The sequence below is a fragment of the Superficieibacter sp. 1612_C1 genome (genome assembly GCF_015234305.1).
Lineage (GTDB): Bacteria > Pseudomonadota > Gammaproteobacteria > Enterobacterales > Enterobacteriaceae > Superficieibacter.
This window is the reverse complement of record NZ_JADGMI010000002.1, coordinates 19,482-39,672: the sequence shown is the minus strand read 5'-3', so window position 1 is coordinate 39,672 and position 20,191 is coordinate 19,482. Positions and strand designations below refer to the sequence as shown.

The window sequence follows — 20,191 nt, the reverse complement described above, 5'->3', positions numbered from 1 at the left end:
CCGTGTTCCACGGACGGTTTGTTATCAACCGCCTCGTTTTTTCAAAGTACAAGGAATCGACATGAAAACACCCTCACAACCGCGCGCGATTTATTACATCGTGGCGATTCAAATTTGGGAATACTTCAGCTTTTACGGCATGCGTGCCCTGCTTATCCTTTATCTTACCCATCAGCTTGGCTTTAATGATAGCCATGCCATCGATCTCTTCAGCGCTTACGCTTCTCTGGTTTATGTCACTCCCATTCTCGGCGGCTGGCTTGCCGACCGCCTGCTCGGCAATCGCACGGCGGTTATCGCTGGCGCACTGCTGATGACGCTCGGCCATATCGTGCTGGGGTTAGGCTCAAATTCCGCGCAGAGTTTGTATCTCGCGCTGGCGATTATTATCTGTGGCTACGGCCTGTTTAAATCCAATATTAGCTGTCTGCTGGGCGAGCTTTACGCCCCGGACGATCCCCGACGCGACGGTGGATTTTCCCTGCTCTACGCAGCCGGGAATATCGGCTCCATCGCAGCCCCTATCGCCTGCGGGCTGGCGGCGCAATGGTACGGCTGGCACACCGGCTTTGCGCTGGCAGGCATTGGCATGTTCATTGGCCTGATGGTCTTTATTAGCGGTCATCGCCATTTTCGCCATACGCAACATGTTAATCGCCCGGCGCTGCGAACGGTTAAATTTTCCCTGCCGGTCTGGAGCTGGCTGCTGCTGGCGCTGTGCATCGCGCCGCTGTTGTTTACCCTGCTGCTAAAATACGATGCGGCTGGTTATTTGCTGATGCTGGCAAGCGCTGTCGCCGCCGGGATCGTGGCGCGCATTATGTTCAGGTTTCCTCAGCACCAACGCGCGCTGTGGCAAATCGTTCTGCTGATGTTGACCGGGACGCTGTTCTGGGTGCTGGCCCAGCAGGGTGGCAGTTCGATTAGTTTGTTTATCGATCGCTTTGTGAATCGTCACTGGCTGAGTTTTGAGGTGCCAACGGCGCTGTTTCAGTCGGTGAATGCGGTGGCGGTGATGGTCGCAGGCGTCGTTCTGGCATGGCTGGTCAGCCCTCAGACCTCGGTGCTTCGCGTGTGGCTGAAATTTGCGGTCGGGTTGGTGCTGATGAGCGCGGGTTTCCTGCTGCTGGCCCTGAATGCCCATAGCGCTCAGCTGCACGGACAGGCATCAATGGGGTTGATGATTACCGGACTGGCGCTAATGGGATTTGCCGAGCTGTTTATCGATCCGGTGGCGATGGCGCAGATCACCCGGCTTAATCTGCCCGGCGTGACAGGGGTGCTGACCGGGATTTATATGCTGGCCACCGGCGCAGTCGCCAACTGGCTGGCCGGAATCGTCGCCCAACAAACCACCGAATCGCAAATCAGCGATGTTGCAGTGGCCGCTTACGGACGCTTTTTCTGCCAGATGGGAGAATGGACGCTGGTCTGCGTGGGATTGATGATTGCGATCGTTGGCATCCGCTGGCTAGGGGGCCGTGCGGTGCGGGTTCGCTGCCAGTAGCTGCGGCGTGGCTATGCCCGGTGGCGCTGCGCTTACCGGGCCTACGGGTTACGTGCAACTCGTTGATATGGCAGATTTTGTAGGCCGGGTAAGGCGCAGCCGCCACCCGGCATAGTGCTCCGGAGCGAGAGTGAGTTGGTTGACGCTTACTCTCGCCGTCCAGCAGGCCACCTGTCAGATCGCTGCGTCGTCTTCTTCGCCGGTACGGATACGCACCACACGTGCCACGTCAAAGACGAAGATTTTACCGTCGCCGATTTTTCCGGTCTGCGCGGTGCGGATGATGGTGTCCACACAGGTATCGACAATATCGTCGGTAACCACAATTTCAATTTTCACTTTCGGCAGAAAATCCACCATGTATTCCGCGCCACGATACAGTTCGGTGTGGCCTTTTTGCCGGCCAAAACCTTTGACTTCCGTTACTGTCATTCCGGTGATGCCGACTTCGGCCAGCGCTTCACGCACATCATCCAGTTTGAAAGGTTTGATAATCGCATCGATCTTTTTCATGGTGTTCCCTGGAAACGTTGTCTGGTTTATTCGCGTAAACGGTTGCTCACCGTATCATATCTCAGTCCCGGAAGGCGCGACAAATTACTCTTTAAAGTCGTTAGCATCCAGTTCATGACGCGAAAGCAGTTTATAAAATTCGGTGCGGTTACGCCCTGCCATCCGCGCCGCATGCGTGACGTTACCTTTGGTGATTTGCAGCAGCTTGCGCAGGTAGTTGAGTTCGAACTGGTTACGCGCATCGGCAAAGGTGGGCAGCGCCGTGTTTTCGCCCTCCAGCGCCTGCTCCACCAGCGCATCGCTAATCACCGGCGATGAGGTGAGCGCCACGCACTGTTCAATCACGTTGACCAGCTGGCGCACGTTTCCCGGCCAGCTCGCCGTCATGAGCCGCTTCATGGCATCGGTGGAAAAAGCACGCACGAAAGGCTTATGCCGATCGGCTGAAAGCCGCAGCAGATGATTCGCCAGCAGCGGGATATCTTCGGTACGGGCAGCAAGCGTTGGGATCTTAAGGTTTACCACGTTGAGGCGATAGAAGAGATCCTCACGAAACTCACCGCGCGCCATTGCTTTTGGCAGGTCGCGATGGGTGGCAGAGATAATGCGCACGTCAATGTCGAGATCGCGGTTGCTGCCCAGCGGACGAACCTTGCGCTCCTGAAGCACGCGCAGCAGTTTGACCTGTAATGGAATCGGCATATCGCCAATTTCATCCAGAAACAGTGTGCCCCCCTCTGCCGCCTGAAACAGCCCTTCACGGTTACTGACCGCCCCGGTAAACGCCCCGCGCGCATGGCCGAAAAGCTCGGATTCAAGCAGTTGTTCCGGCAGCGCGCCGCAGTTAATGGCGATAAAAGGCTGACCACTACGCGGGCTGGCGTTATGAATCGCCTGGGCGAAAACCTCTTTCCCGGTACCGCTCTGACCATTAATTAATACGCTCACGTCTGACTGGGCGACCATTCGCGCCTGCTCCAGCAAGCGCAGCATCACCGGACTGCGGGTGACAATGGATTCCCGCCAACGCTCGTCAGTATTTGGTGCCGAGTGTTCCAGCGCATCGTTAATCGCTTTATAGAGGGCGTCTTTATCTACCGGCTTGGTCAGGAAACTGAAAACGCCCTGTCGGGTCGCGGCGACCGCATCCGGAATCGAGCCGTGGGCGGTGAGAATAATCACCGGCATGCCTGGCTGGAGCTTTTGAATGCCGGCGAAGAGCTGCATGCCGTCCATCTCATCCATCCGCAGATCGCTAATCACCAGATCGACTTTCTCGCGGTTGAGTACGCGTAAGCCTTCCTGGCCGCTTTCCGCCGTCACCACGCTGAATCCCTCGCTGGTCAGACGCATGCCCAGCAGTTTTAGGAGTCCGGGGTCGTCATCCACCAGTAAAAGGTGTGCAGGCTTACGGCTTATCATGGCTATCCTCGTCGGCAGGCTGATTCTCTTTAGGCTCGGCGGGTTTATCGCCAGCATGGCTGGCGTCTGAACTGAAATTGCCCGCAGGTTTACGGGAGGAAAGCTGACGTTCGATATCGGTCAGGCTCTCCAGTTTGCGGGTAGTGGCATCGAGTTGGCTTTGTAAGAACTGCTGCTGCTGGCGCAGGGTATCCAGCTCCCCGTCGGTAGACTGTTGCAGTTTACTGTAGCGGTAACGCTCCTCCGAAAGCTGCAACTGTAATGCCTGACTGTCGCGCCAGAGCTGATACATCGGACGCACCTGCGCCGGAATTTGCGGGCTTAAGGCGTCCAGACGGGTCACGCTGTCCCGCCGTTCAACCGGGGTGATTCTGGCATTAGCCAGCATGATCCCGCGCCGGAAAGCATCCTGCCAGGTGTCATCTGAATAGGTTCGCGCCTCGGATCTCGCCTGTTGAGGAGAAAGGCGTTCCGCGCAGTCAATGCCACGCAGCCAGTAAAGCGGATTTTTATCACTTTCGGCATTGCTTGTCGCCCAGATGTTTGCGCAGTCAGTTGAGAGAAAATCAGCAACCTGACTCTGGGGAATTTTGGTCTCGGCTTTATCCAGCGCGCGGTGCGGTAAATGCGAGGAGCAACCAGCCAGCAGCAGGCAGGAAAAAGGGAGCGTCAAAAAACGGCGGGGAAAAGCTGCATGATAAAGACGTGCCAGAATGTGTGACATATTCACCAGATTTATATTCATTGTAGGTTGTCCGGCCCCGACACGGGAAGTTCGATGCGAAAACAGACGTTGCCCGTACTTTCATCAACGAGATGAAGTTCGCCATGCATCCTGCGAATACAGTCACGGGCGATACTCAGGCCCAGTCCACTGCCTTTAACCGCGCCTTTACGCTGATGGCTGCCCTGATAAAACGGCTCGAAAATCATCGCTTTTTCAGCATCCGGGATCGGTGTGCCGGTATTACTCACTTCAATGCGCACCCGGTTATCATAGCGCTGACTGCGAATGTAAATGTTACCGGATTCATTGCCATAGTGCACCGCATTCGAATAAAGATTATCCAGCACGCTCATCAATAGCATCGGCTCTGCCAGGCAGGCGGGTTCATCAAGCGTGACGCTGGTTTGCATCATTTTTGCCCGCGCCGGAAGACTGTGCGCCGACATCACCATGTCGACCAGCGGGGCAAGATCGACATGCTCAAGTTCGATGGCGCTGTCCGCCAGTTTACGATTGTAATCAAGCAATTGCTCAATTAGCTTTTGCAGGTTACGGCTACTGTCATCAAGGATATTCACCACTTCGACCTGCTCTGCGGTAAGCGGCCCAACCACCTGATCGGCTAACAGTTCGGTGCCTTCACGCATGCTGGCCAGCGGCGTTTTCAATTCATGGGAGAGATGACGTAAAAACTGGTGACGTTGCGCTTCGAGCCATGACAGGCGTTCGCTTAGCCAGATAATGCGTTGACCCACGGAGCGTAGCTCGCGCGGTCCGCGAAACACCACGGTGTTGCCCAGCGAGCGGCCTTCTCCCAGACGGTTGATCATACGCTCAATGCCTTTCACCGGTCCAATGATCATCCGGGTAAATAGCAGCACCATCAGCAGGCTAACCAGAAAGAGGAGCAGCGCCTGCCAGCCAAAAAACTGGCCGCGTTCGGCGATTTCCTGCTGGAGCTGCTGACCACGAGAAAAGACAACGGCACGCGTGGCCTGCACCATATCGGTATTGGCGCTGGCGAAGGCTTCTAACTGGCGGGCGGATTGGGTCGTGGGGCCATTATTGAGACACTGTAACTGGGCCAGCGCGTTGAGATCCTGACGCAGAACCTGGTAGAGCTTGTCATCCGGTAGCACACCAGCGTGGGCATCCAGCATGTCGATGTAGCGCTTACGCTGCCCCTGATACACCCGTGCCAGAGTAGGATCGTCGAGCACGCAATACTGGCGATAGCTGCGTTCCATCTCCAGCGCCGCATTGATCATCGCCTCGCTACGACGCGCGTCAATCAACGTGGTGCGGTTGGTCTGCGCGGCCTGCGCGCTAAGCGCGTTCAGGCTTTGCCACGCCTGCCATGCCAGTACCAGTAGCGGCAGCAGGATCAGCAAAAACGCCAGCATAACCAGTTGTCGTAGTGAACGAGGGAAAATGGACCAGCGCTTCAAGGTGTTACTCTCATCAGACCCGAATAGGGCGATGCTAACTGAGGCGGAAGGCAGATACAATAAAGCCGGGTATTAACCCGGCTTTATTATGTAATAAGGCGGTGCCTAACTCGACGTTTCGCCCGATGGTTGATAAAGCGCAAGGCTATTATCAGAAGCTGGACGGCAGGCACCTTGTTGTGCGTCATTCGAGGTTTATGTAGCGCTTCCCGGAGGGGCTGACATAAGAAGGTGAATGAGCCACTGGTCTGTATTATGCAGCATATGTGCCATCTTTAAAAACTATTTGTTATTGCTATGTTTTAAAAGGAATTTATATAAAATAAGTGTGCTTATCAGGACGATGGTTTTTCGCTCAAAGTGTCGCCAAAAAACAACACCTGGGAATATCATATTTTTTATATTATAAAATCAAAGAGTTAAGTGTCGCTATCTGGAGACAGACCTTAAGCACAATGTCGGGTTTTGCAGACACCTTTGATCGATTCTTCGCTATAAAAAAGCCGGGCGTTACGCCCGGCTTTTGTTGGCTGATACAGTGCCCCACCGCTCTGCCGGGTGGCGCTGCGCTTACCCGGCCTACGTTTTTTACGCGCTGAACGCCAGAGCGCCAGGTTGATTGTAGGCCCGCGCAAGCGAAGCGCCGCCGGGCAAAGTAGCACAATTTCAGCGCCTGCCTGACGGTATTGCCGGACGGCGGCTACGCCTTACCCGGACTGAATCACCCAAGCTGCTTGCGTGCGTTGCGGAAAATACGCATCCACGGGCTGTCCTCGCCCCAGTTTTCCGGATGCCATGAGTTACTGACGGTGCGGAAAACACGCTCCGGGTGCGGCATCATGACGGTAACGCGCCCGCTTTCGCTGGTGACGGCGGTAATGCCGTTTGGCGAGCCATTCGGGTTCGCCGGATAGGTTTCAGTCACCTTACCGAAATTGTCCACGTAGCGCAGCGCTACCAGCCCTTTGCTCTCAAGCGTCGCCAGATGCGCCGCATCACGCACTTCCACACGCCCTTCCCCGTGTGACACGGCAATTGGCATCTGCGATCCCACCATGCCCTGTAACAGCAGCGACGGACTTTGCATCACTTCCACCAGACTGAAACGGGCCTCGAAGCGATCGGAGTGGTTACGCACGAAGCGCGGCCACTGTTCGCTGCCGGGGATCAGCTCGCGCAGGTTCGACATCATCTGGCAACCGTTGCAGACGCCAAGTGCCAGCGTTTGCGGACGGTGGAAGAACGTCTCGAACTCATCGCGCACGCGGTTATTAAAAAGAATGGATTTGGCCCAGCCTTCCCCCGCGCCCAGCACATCACCATAGGAGAAGCCGCCACAGGCCACTAACGCCTGGAAGCTCTCCAGCCCGGTACGCCCTGCCAGCAGATCGCTCATATGCACATCAATGGCATCAAAACCCGCACGGTGAAACGCCGCGGCCATTTCAACATGCGAGTTGACGCCCTGCTCGCGCAAGACGGCCACTTTTGGACGAGCACCGGTGGCGATGTAAGGCGCGGCAATATCCTCATTGAGATCAAACGAGAGCGTGACGTTGAGACCCGGATCGTTGTCGTGGCGCTTTGCCTCGTGTTCCTGATCGGCACATTCCGGGTTGTCGCGCAGGCGCTGCATCTGCCAGGTGGTTTCCGCCCACCACAGGCGCAGTGTGGTACGGCTTTCGCTAAAGACCGCCTGCTCACCCGCAGTGATGACAAAACGGTCGCCCGGCACCGCCTGACCCAGATAGTGAACACAATCGCCGAGACCGTGCGCGTTTAGCACGCCCTCCACCGCCTCACGCTCTGCGGCACGTACCTGAATGACCGCGCCCAGTTCTTCGTTGAACAGCGCCGCCAGGCGATCCTCACCGAGGCTGGCAATATCAGCCTCAATGCCACAGTGACCGGCAAAGGCCATTTCCGCCAGCGTAACCAGCAGGCCGCCGTCGGAACGGTCGTGGTAAGCCAGCAACTGACGCGCCGCCACCAGCGCCTGAATGGCATCGTAGAACCCTTTAAGCTGCTCAACGCTGCGCACATCGGCTGGCGTATTACCTAACTGACGGTAAACCTGCGCCAGTGCCGTGGCACCCAGCGCATTATGACTTTTACCCAGATCGATCAGCAGCAGGGCGTTATCTTCCACCGAAAGCTGTGGCGTAATGGTCTGACGCACATCTTCTACGCGGGCAAACGCGGTGATCACCAGCGACAGCGGCGAGGTCATTTCGCGCTGTTCGCTGCCTTCCTGCCAGCGGGTTTTCATCGACATGGAGTCTTTACCCACCGGGATCGTCAGCCCTAACGCCGGACACAGTTCTTCGCCCACCGCTTTTACTGCTTCATACAGACCGGCGTCTTCGCCCGGATGCCCGGCAGCGGCCATCCAGTTGGCGGAGAGCTTAATGCGCTTGATGTCGCCGATTTGGGTGGCGGCAATATTGGTCAGCGCTTCGCCGACCGCCAGACGCGCAGACGCGGCGAAGTCCAGCAGCGCCACCGGCGCACGTTCGCCCAGCGACATGGCTTCACCATAGTAGCTGTCGAGGCTGGCGGTGGTGACCGCGCAGTTAGCTACCGGTATCTGCCAGGGGCCGACCATCTGATCGCGCGCCACCATGCCGGTCACGGTACGGTCGCCAATCGTCACCAGGAAGGTTTTCTCTGCCACCGTTGGCAGATGCAGGACACGATTCACCGCCTCCGCGACGGTAATGTTCTGGCGATCAAAAGCATCGCCCGCCGCTTTACGCGTCTGTACGTCGCGGGTCATTTTCGGTGTTTTACCGAGTAGCACATCCAGCGGCAGATCGACAGGCTGATTATCGAAGTGACGGTCATTCATCGTCAGATGCAGCTCTTCAGTCGCTTCACCGATCACCGCATACGGCGCACGTTCGCGCTGGCACAGTTCGTCAAACAGTGAAAGCTGGTCAGCCGCCACCGCCAGTACATAGCGCTCCTGCGATTCGTTACACCAGATTTCCAGCGGGCTCATGCCGGGTTCATCGCTGAGCACATCGCGCAGTTCGAATTTTCCGCCGCGCCCGCCGTCGCTGACCAGTTCAGGCATGGCGTTAGACAACCCGCCCGCGCCTACATCGTGAATAAAGAGGATCGGGTTAGCGTCGCCCAGCTGCCAGCAACGGTCGATCACTTCCTGACAGCGCCGTTCCATCTCCGGGTTATCGCGCTGCACGGAAGCAAAATCAAGATCCGCATCAGACTGACCCGAGGCCATTGATGACGCCGCCCCGCCGCCCAGGCCGATATTCATCGCCGGACCGCCGAGGACGATCAGCTTCGCTCCGACCACGATCTCGCCTTTCTGCACGTGATCGGCACGGATATTACCGATCCCACCGGCCAGCATGATCGGCTTATGGTAGCCGCGCAGCTCTTCACCGTTGTGGCTATTGACCTTCTCTTCGTAAGTACGGAAGTAGCCGTTCAGCGCCGGACGGCCAAATTCGTTGTTAAACGCCGCGCCGCCCAGCGGGCCATCGGTCATGATATCCAGCGCGGTGACAATACGTTCCGGCTTGCCGAAATCTTCTTCCCACGGCTGTTCGAAGCCGGGAATACGCAGGTTAGAAACGGAGAAGCCCACCAGCCCGGCTTTAGGTTTCGCACCGCGCCCGGTTGCCCCTTCGTCACGGATTTCACCGCCTGAACCGGTTGCCGCACCGGGCCACGGAGAGATCGCCGTGGGGTGGTTATGGGTTTCGACCTTCATCAGGATATGCGCATCTTCCTGGTGGAAGTCATAGCGCCCGGTTTTATGGTCGGCAAAGTAGCGGCCCACCGCCGAACCTTCCATGACCGCGGCATTGTCTTTATACGCCGACAGCACGAAGTCCGGGGTTTTCTCAAAGGTGTTTTTGATCATCTTAAACAGCGATTTCGGCTGCTGTTCGCCGTCGATGACCCAGTCGGCGTTAAAAATCTTATGGCGGCAGTGCTCGGAGTTGGCCTGCGCAAACATATACAGTTCGATATCGTTCGGATTGCGGCCCAGTTTGCTGAAGGCAGCGTGCAGATAATCAATTTCATCATCCGCCAGCGCCAGCCCGAGGCGCAGGTTAGCGTCAACCAGAGCCTGACGCCCTTCCCCCAGCACATCGACGCTGGTCACTGGTGTCGGCTGGTGATGAGCAAACAGCTGTTCCGCTTCTTCCTGCGAGGTAAACACGGTCTCCATCATGCGATCGTGGAGTTCTGCGGCAACCGTCTGCCACTGTTCAGCCTTCAGCGTTGACGCTTCGACATAATACGCCACGCCACGTTCAAGGCGGTTAATCTGCTGTAAACCACAGTTGTGAGCGATGTCGGTGGCTTTAGAAGACCAGGGAGAGATGGTGCCCGGACGTGGCGTCACCAGCAGCAGTTTTCCTGAAGGGGTATGACTATTGAGATGCGGGCCGTAGGTCAGCAAACGCTCAAGTTGGGCGTGCTCTTCCGCTGTCAGCGGCGCGTTAAGATCGGCAAAATGGACATACTCAGCGTAAAGGGTGCTTACCGGCAGGTTGAACGCCTGAAAGCGTGCCAGCAGTTTGTTAATTCGGAATGCCGACAGTGCAGGCGAACCACGCAGAATTTCCATCATAATCTCTCGTCTTCTCAGTTTTCAGTGTGCGCAAGGGGGGAAAACGGGCGTCATTATAAAGAATAGTGAGCCATGACGAAACCGTTTGCGTCGAAATAAAATGCCGCCGCATTTTTAACATTCAGTGTGGCACATGGCCTGAAAAAGTTGCCAGACGGCGTAATGTTAAGCAAAATGCCGCTCTTTCTGAAACATCCGCTCACATTATACGGGCCGAGAAACCTCAGGGTCAGGCACAGCGAAGAGAATTAACTATTTGAAAAAATTAAAGATTAATTACCCGCTGTTGGGCATTGCTGCGCTGCTACTGTTCGTCGCCCTGTCAGCCGCATTTGTCTGGCATCACTGGCCGGAAAACCGTATTGCAGCGATAAAGGCGCGCGGCGAACTGCGTATCAGTACCGTCACCTCGCCGATGACCTATATCAACATTAACGGCAAAGTCGAAGGTTTTGATTACGAGCTGGCGCAGCAGTTTGCCGACGAGCTTGGCGTGCGCCTGAAAGTGACGGTCAGGCCAACCATCGGTCAACTGTTTGATGACCTTGATAACGGTAAGGCCGATATCCTGGCCGCCGGTCTGGTATGGAACAGCGAACGGGCAAAACACTATCAGCCCGGTCCACCCTACTCCTCTGTTTCACAGCAGCTGGTTTACCGGGTGGGAAACAGCCGTCCACGATCGCTGGCGGCCATTGATGCCAGCCAGCTCACCATTGCCCCGGGTCATGCGGTCATCAACGATCTGCGTGAGCTGAAGGCCAGGAAGTTCCCGGATCTTAACTGGACGGTCGACGATAAACGTAGCAGCCAGGTGCTGATGGAGGATGTGGTTGCGGGGCGGATTGACTATACCATTGCCGATTCCGGGGCCATCAGCCTCTTCCAGCGCGTCCATCCGGAACTGGCGGTGGCGCTGGACGTGACCGATGAACAGCCTGTCACCTGGTTTAGCGTGCAGGATGACGATAAAACCCTGTCCGAGGCGATGCGCGTTTTCTTTGGTAAGACGAGCACAGAGGGAGTTATTGCGCGTCTGGAAGAGAAGTATCTCGGACACGGCCAGGATTTTGACTATGTTGATACCCGCTCATTCCTGCGGGCGATTGACAGCACCCTGCCGGATTTCCAGCCGCTATTTGAGAAGTATGCTGACAGTATTGACTGGCGTTTACTGGCCGCCATTTCTTATCAGGAGTCGCACTGGGACCCGCTGGCGACGTCGCCAACCGGGGTACGCGGCATGATGATGCTGACCCGCAATACGGCGCAAAGCCTGGGCTTAAGCGATCGTACCGATGCCGAGCAAAGTATCAGCGGCGGGATGCGCTATCTGCGGGAGCTGATCGGCAAGGTGCCGGAGACCGTCCCGGAAAACGAACGGATCTGGTTTGCGCTGGCGGCATACAATATGGGCTACGCGCATATGCTGGATGTCAGGGCATTAACCGCAAAACAAAATGGCAATCCCGATAGCTGGGCAGAGGTCAAACAACGTTTACCGCTGCTCGCTCAGAAACCCATTTACAGCAGCCTGACCTATGGTTATGCGCGGGGACATGAAGCCTACGCGTTTGTGGAAAACATCCGTAAGTATCAAATCAGTCTGGTGGGCTATTTGCTGGAGAAAGACCGGTTAACGGAAAAAGCGCTTCAGCTTTCGCGGGCCTATCCGGTGGTGCCTGCCGATACGCTGGTACAGGAAGCGCCGCCTGTTGTTCCGTTCTTATCGATGCTCAACAAGAACGCTACGTCTGCGAAAGCACCGATTCTGACTGAAGGTGCACGGCGCTAGCTCTGCCCCTTCTCTGCCTGCTTGAGAGCTTTCTTGACCTGCCGGCGATGACGGAAAAAATCGCTGAGCAGCGCGGCGCATTCTTCCCCCAGCACGCCCTCGGTAAATTCAACCCGGTGATTCATGCCGGGATGATGCAACACATCCATTAACGATCCGGCGGCCCCGGTTTTAGCGTCACGTGCGCCAAACACCAGGTGCCCGATACGGCTATGGACCATCGCCCCGGCGCACATTACGCACGGCTCCAGCGTGACATACAGTGTGGTATCGACCAGACGATAGTTTTGTAGCACCAGTCCGCCCTGACGCAGCGCCATAATTTCCGCATGCGCGGTCGGATCGTGACGCCCTATCGGCCGGTTCCAGCCCTCGCCTATGACCTGATTATTATGAACCAGCACCGCCCCGACCGGCACTTCGCCCTCGTCCCAGGCCCGTTGAGCCAGCGTCAGCGCGTGGCGCATCCAGTGTTCATGATTCAGTTCGTGGTCGGACAAAGCGGACACTCCAGAGAGAAAAGCGGGGCGCATTATACACAGCCGTTATCTTTTAAACACCCTTCTCATTCGAGTTGCTGGAGCGTACCGAGCGGCGTGACGCGCCAGCGGTGCTGGCAGAAATAGAGCAAGGGGTTATCCTGTTTGCTGTCGCTGTAGCCGCTGTACAAGCGCAGCGGCGTACCGATGCGGCGCTCCAGTTGCGCGACCTTTTCATGGCCCAGGCAACGCATGGTCAGCACCCAGCCTCCATTACGCCGGGCGATCTGACTGGCGATAAGGTTAACTCTCGGCAGCCAGGGTGTATCAATGTAGACCTGCTCCACCAGCGGCTGTGGCGAGCCGGTGATTAACCAGACGTCGGCATCGGTACTGGTCAGATAGTCGGTTAACCGATTATGTACCACGGGAAAAGCAGTGACGTGCTGGCGAAACCAGGCGACAAACTGGCTTTCCAGCCGTTTTAAGCGCGCTTCGCTGTGACCGAAGGTGCAGCCCCACAATAATAAGCTCATCGGCCAGCGCGCGGCGCGGCCTTTGACCAGCAGCGCGATGCCGATGACCGGGAGTAAAGGCAGGACAAGCAGCGCATTTAAGGGTTGATGGCGCAGAAGATAGCGCAAGAAACTGCCGAACATATCCTGCTGATGCAGCGTTCCATCAAGATCAAAAAATACGACGCGACGCTCATTAGTTGCCAAACCTTACTCCTCAGGATCTTAAGCTGCGATCGCCTGACCGCAATATGCCAGACGGTAAACACTTTAATTAGCCTAACAGATAGATCCTGATTTTTCCGGTCCTGAGCGTCACAAGTTCCTGCTGTCAGCCGTTAACGGGCTTCCAGCGCGGCACGTAAAAAACCGCGATGCTCCTCAAGCCGGTCGCGAGCACTTGCGGAATCCAGGCCTGTCAGCACCATCAGGATCGCCGGTTTCACCTCATGATCGGTCTGTTGTAACACCTGTTCCGCCTGTGCGCGCTCAACGCCGGTCGCTTCCATCAGCATTCGGCAGGCGCGGTCGACCAGCTTGATGTTAGAGGCTTTCATATCCACCATCAGGTTCTGATATACCTTGCCAAACTTCACCATCGCACCGGTCGAGATCATATTCAGCACCATTTTCTGTGCCGTACCGGATTTCAGGCGCGTAGAGCCAGTCAGCGCTTCCGGGCCAACAACCGGAGAAATCGCAATGGCGGCTTCGCTGGCAATCGGCGAGGCGGGATTGCAGGAGATGGCGACGGTCGTGCAGCCGGTGGCTTTTGCATAGCGCAGCCCGCCAATCACGTATGGCGTACGCCCGGAAGCAGCAATGCCAACCACCAGATCCTCTGCGGTCAGATTAAGCGCTTTCAAATCCTCTTCGCCGAGTTGCAGGCTATCTTCCGCGCCCTCCACCGCTTTCAGCAGCGCGCCGGGGCCACCGGCAATCAGTCCCACCACCAGACCGTGCGGCACGCCAAATGTCGGAGGACATTCGGACGCATCCAGTACGCCCAGGCGACCGCTGGTACCCGCGCCCATATAGATAATGCGTCCTCCCGCCTGTAGCGCCATTGCTGCCGCATCGACGGCTTTTGCCACCTCATCCAGCACGGCCGCTACCGCTGGCGCGACCTGTGCATCTTCGTGATTCAGTAAACCAACCATTTCACGCGTCGATACCCCGTCCAGCGCCATCGTCCGCGCGTTACGGGTTTCAGAAATCAGCGAGCCAAGATTCATTTTGTCCCTCCAGAATATTTAATTCATAATAACCTGACTATATTGGAATATAATATTCAGACAGGCGAGCTTTTTTTCGTCAAAAACCTGTTATTCGCTGGAGAAGTTATGAACTGTTTGAGCCGTATTCGTCAGCGTTATCCGGCGCTGGCCCAGAGCGATAAAAAGCTGGCAGATTTTTTACTTTCACACCCCAATGAAGCCCGGCATTTCAGCTCGCAGCAGCTTGCTCAGGAAGCGGGCGTCAGTCAGTCCAGCGTGGTGAAATTTGCACAAAAATTAGGCTTTAAAGGTTTTCCGGCCCTCAAGCTGGCGATTAGCGAAGCGCTGGCCAGCCACTCTCTTCCTCCTTCAATGCCGGTGCATAACCATATTCGCGGAGACGATCCCCTGCGTCTGGTGGGTGAAAAACTGATTGCCGAGAAACTCGCGGCGATGCACGCCTCGCTGGATATCAACAGCGAAGACAAGCTTCTGGAGAGCGTGCAGATGCTGCGCGGCGCACGACGGATAATCCTGACCGGCATTGGTGCCTCCGGTCTGGTGGCGCGAAATTTTGGCTGGAAGCTGATGAAAATTGGCCTGAATGCGCTTATTGAGCTGGATATGCACGCCCTGCTGGCAGTGGTACAGGCGATGTCTCCCGACGATGTGCTGCTGGCGATTTCCTATACCGGTGAACGGCGTGAAATTTGTCTGGCCGCTGAGGAGGCGCATCGGGTTGGCGCGAAGGTGTTTGCCATTACCGGATTTACGCTTAATACGCTCCAGCAACGCGCATCCCACACGCTTTATACTATTGCGGAAGAACAGGCCACCCGCAGCGCCGCCATCTCGTCCACCAGCGCGCAGATGCTACTCACGGATCTGCTGTTTATGGCGCTGGTACAGCAGGATCTGGAGCACGCGCCGGATCGTATCCGTCAGAGCGAGGCGCTGGTGAAAAAACTGGTCTGAACAAAAGATCGGCGTATAATGCCCGCCCTGTTTGTGTTGCTTCTGAGAATTTCCTGATGGCGCTGTTAATTACCAAAAAATGCATTAATTGCGATATGTGCGAACCCGAATGTCCTAACGAGGCCATTTCAATGAGTGACAGCATCTACGTGATTAACAGCGAGCGCTGCACCGAATGCGTGGGACATTATGAGACGCCGACCTGCCAGAAAGTGTGCCCGATCCCCAATACCATCCTGAAAGATCCGGCACACATCGAAAATGAAGAACAGCTGTGGGACAAGTTTGTGCTGATGCACCATGCGGATAAAATCTAGCGCTCAATGATCACCGTGGCGCAGGCGTAATGACGCTCATCCGCCAGCGTGACGTGCGTTGAGGTGACGCCCATCGTTTCCGCCAGACGCAGCGCCTCTCCCCAGAATCGCAGGCGCGGTTTTCCCAGCTCGTCGTTGTACACTTCAAACTGATTAAACGCCAGACCGTTACGAATACCGGTGCCGAAGGCTTTCGCCGCCGCCTCTTTGACCGCGAAACGCTTAGCCAGAAAACGCACCGGCTGCTGGTGCGCTTCCCAGATGGCCCACTCGTTATCGCTGAGCACCCGCCGCGCCAGGCGATCGCCGCTGCGGGAGATCACCGCCTCAATGCGGGCAATCTCCACGATATCGGTGCCTAAGCCAAGAATCGCCATTAACGGCGCGCATCCTGCATCAGGCGCTTCATTTCCGCCACCGCCTCTTTCAGCCCGCTCATCACTGCCCGGCCAATAATCGCGTGACCGATGTTCAGCTCATGCATTTCCGGCAGTGCGGCGATGGCCTGCACGTTGTGATAGGTCAGGCCGTGACCGGCATTGACCTTCAGGCCCAGACTGGCGGCCCAGGTCGCCGCGCGGGCGATGCGCTCCAGCTCGCGGGCACGGTCAGCGTCATTTTCCGCATCGGCATAGCAGCCGGTATGAATTTCAATGTAAGGCGCGCCGACGTCCGCCGCCGCTTTAATCTGCTCGTTGTCGGCATCGATAAACAGGGAAACCTGAATGCCTGCGGCAGCAAGGCGCTGGCAGGCATCGCGCATTTTGTCGCGTTGCCCGGCCACGTCCAGCCCGCCTTCAGTGGTCACTTCCTGACGTTTTTCCGGCACCAGGCAGCAGAAATGGGGTTTCGTTTCGCAGGCAATGGTCAGCATCTCTTCGGTGACGGCCATTTCCAGATTCATGCGGGTGTCGAGCGTCTGACGCAGGATCTTAACGTCGCGGTCGGTGATGTGACGGCGATCTTCACGCAGGTGAACGGTAATGCCGTCCGCCCCCGCCTGCTCGGCAATAAACGCCGCCTGTACCGGATCCGGATACGCCGTACCGCGCGCGTTACGTAGCGTGGCGATATGATCAATGTTGACGCCTAACAGTAAATCAGCCATGACAATCCTCAATAGTCTTCCAGGTCAGAAATTTTGCGAGCCGCTAGCGCTTCGGTACAAACTGGCGAAACAGCTCCCGGCTCTTTAACGGTTTACCACCAAGATAAGGCTTGAGCGCTATGCGGGTAAAGCGTTTCGCGGCGCGCAGGGTATCAGCATCAGGAAATTCCCGGCTGGCCAGTGCCCTGAGATGGTGTCCGGTAAAGGTATTGTTATCAATGACCACACTGGCAATAAAGCCTTTTTCTTCACGGTAGCGATAGGTCATGGTCTCTTCCACCGGTTCACCGGTTCCGGCACAGTGCAGAAAATCGAGGCCGTAGCCAAGATGACCGAGCAGTGCCAGCTCAAATCGCCGTAGCGCAGGTTCAGGGGAATCGGTCGCACCCGCCAGCGCCTGAAGGCAGTGCAGGTAGTCAAAGAAGAGCTCAGAGAAGCGCGTCTCTTGTTCCAGCACGCGGGCGAGCAGTTCGTTAACGTACAGGCCGCTGTAGAGGGTGATACCGCTTAAGGGGAGCGCCAGAGAGACGGCTTCGGCGCTACGCAGGGTTTTGACTTCACCGCGTCCGCCAAAGCGCACCAGCAGCGGCGTAAAAGGCTGGAGAGCGCCTTTGAGGTTAGAACGTTTGGCTCGCGCGCCTTTAGCGACAAGGCGCACGCGTCCCGACTCTTCCGTGAAGACGTCCAGCATCAGGCTGGTTTCGCTCCACGGCCGACTATGCAGAACGAATGCGCGCTGCCAGCCTTCCATCAGGTTTAGCTCTTAAAGGTCGTCAACGTAGCCGAGGCTGCGCAGCGCGCGCTCGTCATCGGCCCAGCCAGATTTCACTTTCACCCACAGCTCAAGATGCACTTTGGCTTCGAACATCTCTTCCATGTCTTTACGCGCTTCGATTCCGATGGTTTTGATTTTGGCCCCTTTGTTGCCAATGACCATCTTCTTCTGCCCTTCACGCTCAACAAGGATCAGACCGTTGATGTCGTAGCCGCCACGCTCGTTGGTGATGAAACGCTCAATCTCCACCGTCACCGAGTAAGGCAGTTCGGCACCGAGGAAACGCATCAGTTTTTCACGGATGATTTCAGAGGCCATAAAGCGCTGCGAGCGGTCGGTGATGTAATCTTCCGGGAAATGGTGGATCGCTTCCGGCAGGTGCTTGCGCACGATCCCGGCAACGGTATCGACGTTCATCCCGGTTTCTGCGGACATCGGTACGATGTCGAGGAAGTTCATCTGGCTGGCGAGGAACTGTAGGTGCGGCAGGAGATCGGCCTTTTCCTGCACGTTATCGACTTTATTCACCGCGAGGATCACCGGCGCTTTACCGTCACGCAGCTTGTTAAGTACCATTTCATCGTCCGGCGTCCAGCGCGTGCCTTCGACCACGAAAATCACCAGCTCAACGTCGCCAATAGAGCTGCTGGCCGCTTTGTTCATCAGACGGTTGATAGCGCGTTTTTCTTCCATGTGCAGGCCCGGGGTATCGACGTAAATCGCCTGATACGGGCCTTCAGTATGGATACCGACAATGCGGTGACGGGTCGTTTGTGCCTTGCGGGAGGTGATCGAAATCTTCTGCCCCAGCAGGTTGTTCAACAGGGTCGATTTACCAACGTTAGGACGCCCTACGATGGCAACAAACCCGCAATAACTTTTTTCTTCGCTCATTCCAGCTCCAGTTTTTTCAGCGCCTGTTCGGCGGCAGCCTGCTCCGCCTTACGACGGCTGGAACCTGTGCCTACCACCGGTTCACTCAGGCCGCTGACCTGGCAGTGGATAGTAAATTCCTGATCGTGGGCTTCGCCCCGTACCTGTACCACCAGATAAGACGGCAGCGGCAGGTGACGGCCCTGTAAATATTCCTGTAAACGCGTTTTCGGATCTTTTTGCTTATCGCCAGGGCTGATTTCATCCAGACGCGTCTGGTACCAGCTCAGGATCAGTTTCTCGATGTTTTGAATATCGCTGTCGAGGAAAACCCCGCCGATTAATGCTTCGACCGTATCCGCGAGAATAGATTCACGACGGAAGCCGCCGCTTTTCAGCTCGCCCGGCCCGAGACGCAGGCATTCGCCCAGCTCAAATTCGCGGGCGATTTCTGCCAGCGTATTGCCGCGCACCAGGGTCGCGCGCATACGGCTCATATCGCCTTCGTCTACCCGAGGAAAGCGATGATAAAGCGCGTTAGCAATGACATAACTTAAAATGGAGTCGCCGAGAAATTCCAGACGCTCGTTGTGTTTACTACTGGCGCTACGATGCGTTAACGCCTGCTGCAACAATTCCTGATGATGAAAAGTGTAGCCCAGCTTCCGTTGAAGCCGATTAATTACGATGGGGTTCATGCGATACCAATAAATGAATGCGTCAACAATTCAGCACACGAAATCGACCTGAGGAGGGAATCAACGCGTTTTCGTGTGCTGTCGCCCCCTTGCGGGAGACAATCTGAAACTTCGGTGGAATATTCTATACACAACGACAAAGGATGTCGTTAGTTTGAAGGGATTTATATCTTAAATAATTCATCTTGCCGCCAAAATGACAGCAAGATGAACGTTCAGGACCGGTTAATGGATACCGCCGATGCGACTTAAGCGCACGCCGGTCGGCCATTCGCCTTCCTGTTTCTCAAAACTCATCCAGATAGCCGTCGCCCGACCCACCAGATTCGCTTCCGGCACAAAGCCCCAGTAACGGCTGTCCGCGCTGTTATCACGGTTGTCGCCCATCATGAAGTAATGTCCCGGCGGTACGATCCAGGTCGCCAGCTGCTGACCCTGTTGCTTGTAATAGACGCCAAGCTGGTCCTGAGCAATAGGTACGGTCAATATGTTGTGCGTCACGTCACCCAGCGTTTCTTTACGCTGCGCCAGGCGAATGCCGTTTTCCTTCGACTCGTTCTGCGGCACCTGGAAGAAACCGCTGGTCGCTTCACCACCGTTACGACGGGCAAAGGTCTGCACGAAATCGCTCGGTTCCACGTCCGAGTAGGTCACCGGCAGCGCGCTGCCGCAGGCCTGACCAGAACTACAGCCAGGCTGGATGGTGACCTGCTTGGCAACCGGATCGTAAGTCACTTTATCACCCGGCAGGCCCACGGCGCGCTTGATGTAGTCAAGGCTCGGATCTTCCGGATATTTAAACACCACCACGTCGCCGCGCTTCGGATGTCCGGTTTCGATGAGCGTTTTCTGGTAGATCGGATCTTTAATGCCGTAAGCAAACTTTTCCACCAGAATAAAATCACCGATCAGCAGCGTCGGCATCATTGAACCCGACGGGATCTGGAACGGTTCATAGATAAAGGAACGCACGATCAGCACAATCGCCAGTACCGGAAATATGGATGCCCCGGTTTCCAGCCAGCCCGGTTTCGGGCCAACTTTTTTCAGCGTTTTTTTATCCAGCGCGTCACCCGCAGCCGCCTGCGCCGCGGCCTGACGTTCCCGCCGTTTGGGGGCAAAGATGAATTTATCAATGCACCACAAAATGCCCGTCACCAGTGTGGCAATCACCAGAATCAGGGCAAATTTATTCGCCATGCCAACTCCTTAA

The 20,191-nt window shown here is 56.3% G+C and carries 18 protein-coding genes; 4 read left to right on the top strand and 14 right to left on the bottom strand.

The window, feature by feature from the left end:
* Positions 1 to 61 precede the first annotated feature (61 nt).
* Positions 62 to 1,507, top strand: a complete 1,446-nt coding sequence (gene dtpD / locus INT84_RS06540) for a dipeptide permease DtpD (protein ID WP_194206157.1) — start codon at positions 62 to 64, stop codon at positions 1,505 to 1,507.
* Between the two features lie 174 nt (positions 1,508 to 1,681).
* Here the strand turns inward: dtpD and glnB are convergent, their stop codons facing one another.
* The 5 genes from glnB to purL form a co-directional block, all read right to left on the bottom strand.
* Entirely contained in the window at positions 1,682 to 2,020 is a 339-nt protein-coding gene (gene glnB / locus INT84_RS06535) for a nitrogen regulatory protein P-II (protein WP_002438074.1), read from the bottom strand.
* A gap of 84 nt (positions 2,021 to 2,104) precedes the next feature.
* A complete protein-coding gene (glrR, locus tag INT84_RS06530; protein WP_370529656.1) occupies positions 2,105 to 3,439 on the bottom strand; it encodes a two-component system response regulator GlrR in 1,335 nt (444 codons plus the stop codon).
* Positions 3,429 to 4,187 carry a two-component system QseEF-associated lipoprotein QseG gene (gene qseG, locus INT84_RS06525; RefSeq protein ID WP_194206155.1) on the bottom strand — a complete coding sequence of 253 codons (759 nt, stop codon included), beginning with the start codon at positions 4,185 to 4,187 and terminating at the stop codon, positions 3,429 to 3,431. The genes glrR and qseG overlap by 11 nt, the downstream gene beginning before the upstream one ends.
* Positions 4,184 to 5,617 (bottom strand): two component system sensor histidine kinase QseE/GlrK, encoded by a 1,434-nt coding sequence (gene qseE / locus INT84_RS06520; protein ID WP_194206154.1) that lies wholly within the window; start codon positions 5,615 to 5,617, stop codon positions 4,184 to 4,186. The genes qseG and qseE overlap by 4 nt, the downstream gene beginning before the upstream one ends.
* Positions 5,618 to 6,338: 721 nt before the next feature.
* Entirely contained in the window at positions 6,339 to 10,226 is a 3,888-nt protein-coding gene (gene purL / locus INT84_RS06515; protein ID WP_194206153.1) for a phosphoribosylformylglycinamidine synthase, read from the bottom strand.
* Positions 10,227 to 10,482: 256 nt separating this feature from the next.
* Between purL and mltF the strand changes: the two genes are divergently transcribed.
* Positions 10,483 to 12,021 carry a membrane-bound lytic murein transglycosylase MltF gene (gene mltF, locus INT84_RS06510; protein ID WP_194206152.1) on the top strand — a complete coding sequence of 513 codons (1,539 nt, stop codon included), beginning with the start codon at positions 10,483 to 10,485 and terminating at the stop codon, positions 12,019 to 12,021.
* Here mltF and tadA read toward each other — a convergent pair.
* The 3 genes from tadA to murQ form a co-directional block, all read right to left on the bottom strand.
* Positions 12,018 to 12,554: a tRNA adenosine(34) deaminase TadA gene (gene tadA / locus INT84_RS06505; protein ID WP_194206151.1), complete on the bottom strand. Its 537-nt coding sequence runs from the start codon at positions 12,552 to 12,554 to the stop codon at positions 12,018 to 12,020. The genes mltF and tadA overlap by 4 nt on opposite strands.
* Before the next feature lie 32 nt (positions 12,555 to 12,586).
* Positions 12,587 to 13,222, bottom strand: a complete 636-nt coding sequence (gene yfhb, locus INT84_RS06500) for a phosphatidylglycerophosphatase C (protein ID WP_176917176.1) — start codon at positions 13,220 to 13,222, stop codon at positions 12,587 to 12,589.
* Between the two features lie 131 nt (positions 13,223 to 13,353).
* A complete protein-coding gene (gene murQ / locus INT84_RS06495) occupies positions 13,354 to 14,250 on the bottom strand; it encodes an N-acetylmuramic acid 6-phosphate etherase (RefSeq protein ID WP_194206150.1) in 897 nt (298 codons plus the stop codon).
* 108 nt (positions 14,251 to 14,358) lie between these two features.
* On the opposite strand from murQ, the gene INT84_RS06490 reads away from it, so the two are divergent.
* Positions 14,359 to 15,207, top strand: a complete 849-nt coding sequence (locus INT84_RS06490) for a MurR/RpiR family transcriptional regulator (RefSeq protein WP_176917178.1) — start codon at positions 14,359 to 14,361, stop codon at positions 15,205 to 15,207.
* A gap of 56 nt (positions 15,208 to 15,263) precedes the next feature.
* Entirely contained in the window at positions 15,264 to 15,524 is a 261-nt protein-coding gene (locus INT84_RS06485) for a YfhL family 4Fe-4S dicluster ferredoxin (RefSeq protein WP_194206149.1), read from the top strand.
* Here the strand turns inward: INT84_RS06485 and acpS are convergent.
* The 6 genes from acpS to lepB all read right to left on the bottom strand — a co-directional run bounded on the left by acpS (position 15,521) and on the right by lepB (position 20,178).
* Positions 15,521 to 15,901, bottom strand: coding sequence for a holo-ACP synthase (gene acpS / locus INT84_RS06480; protein ID WP_176917179.1), 381 nt, complete (start codon positions 15,899 to 15,901; stop codon positions 15,521 to 15,523). The two genes, INT84_RS06485 and acpS, sit on opposite strands and share 4 nt — an antisense overlap.
* Complete coding sequence (pdxJ, locus tag INT84_RS06475; protein ID WP_194206148.1) at positions 15,901 to 16,632, bottom strand: pyridoxine 5'-phosphate synthase; 732 nt, start codon at positions 16,630 to 16,632, stop codon at positions 15,901 to 15,903. Before pdxJ ends, acpS begins: the two co-directional genes overlap by 1 nt.
* A gap of 43 nt (positions 16,633 to 16,675) precedes the next feature.
* The gene (gene recO / locus INT84_RS06470; protein ID WP_194206147.1) at positions 16,676 to 17,383 is read right to left on the bottom strand and encodes a DNA repair protein RecO; all 708 of its coding nucleotides are present in this window, start codon (positions 17,381 to 17,383) and stop codon (positions 16,676 to 16,678) included.
* A gap of 12 nt (positions 17,384 to 17,395) precedes the next feature.
* Entirely contained in the window at positions 17,396 to 18,301 is a 906-nt protein-coding gene (era, locus tag INT84_RS06465; RefSeq protein WP_103677656.1) for a GTPase Era, read from the bottom strand.
* Positions 18,298 to 18,978, bottom strand: a complete 681-nt coding sequence (rnc, locus tag INT84_RS06460) for a ribonuclease III (protein ID WP_176917182.1) — start codon at positions 18,976 to 18,978, stop codon at positions 18,298 to 18,300. Before rnc ends, era begins: the two co-directional genes overlap by 4 nt.
* A 225-nt stretch (positions 18,979 to 19,203) precedes the next feature.
* Positions 19,204 to 20,178 (bottom strand): signal peptidase I, encoded by a 975-nt coding sequence (gene lepB / locus INT84_RS06455; protein ID WP_194206146.1) that lies wholly within the window; start codon positions 20,176 to 20,178, stop codon positions 19,204 to 19,206.
* Between the last annotated feature and the right edge of the window lie 13 nt (positions 20,179 to 20,191).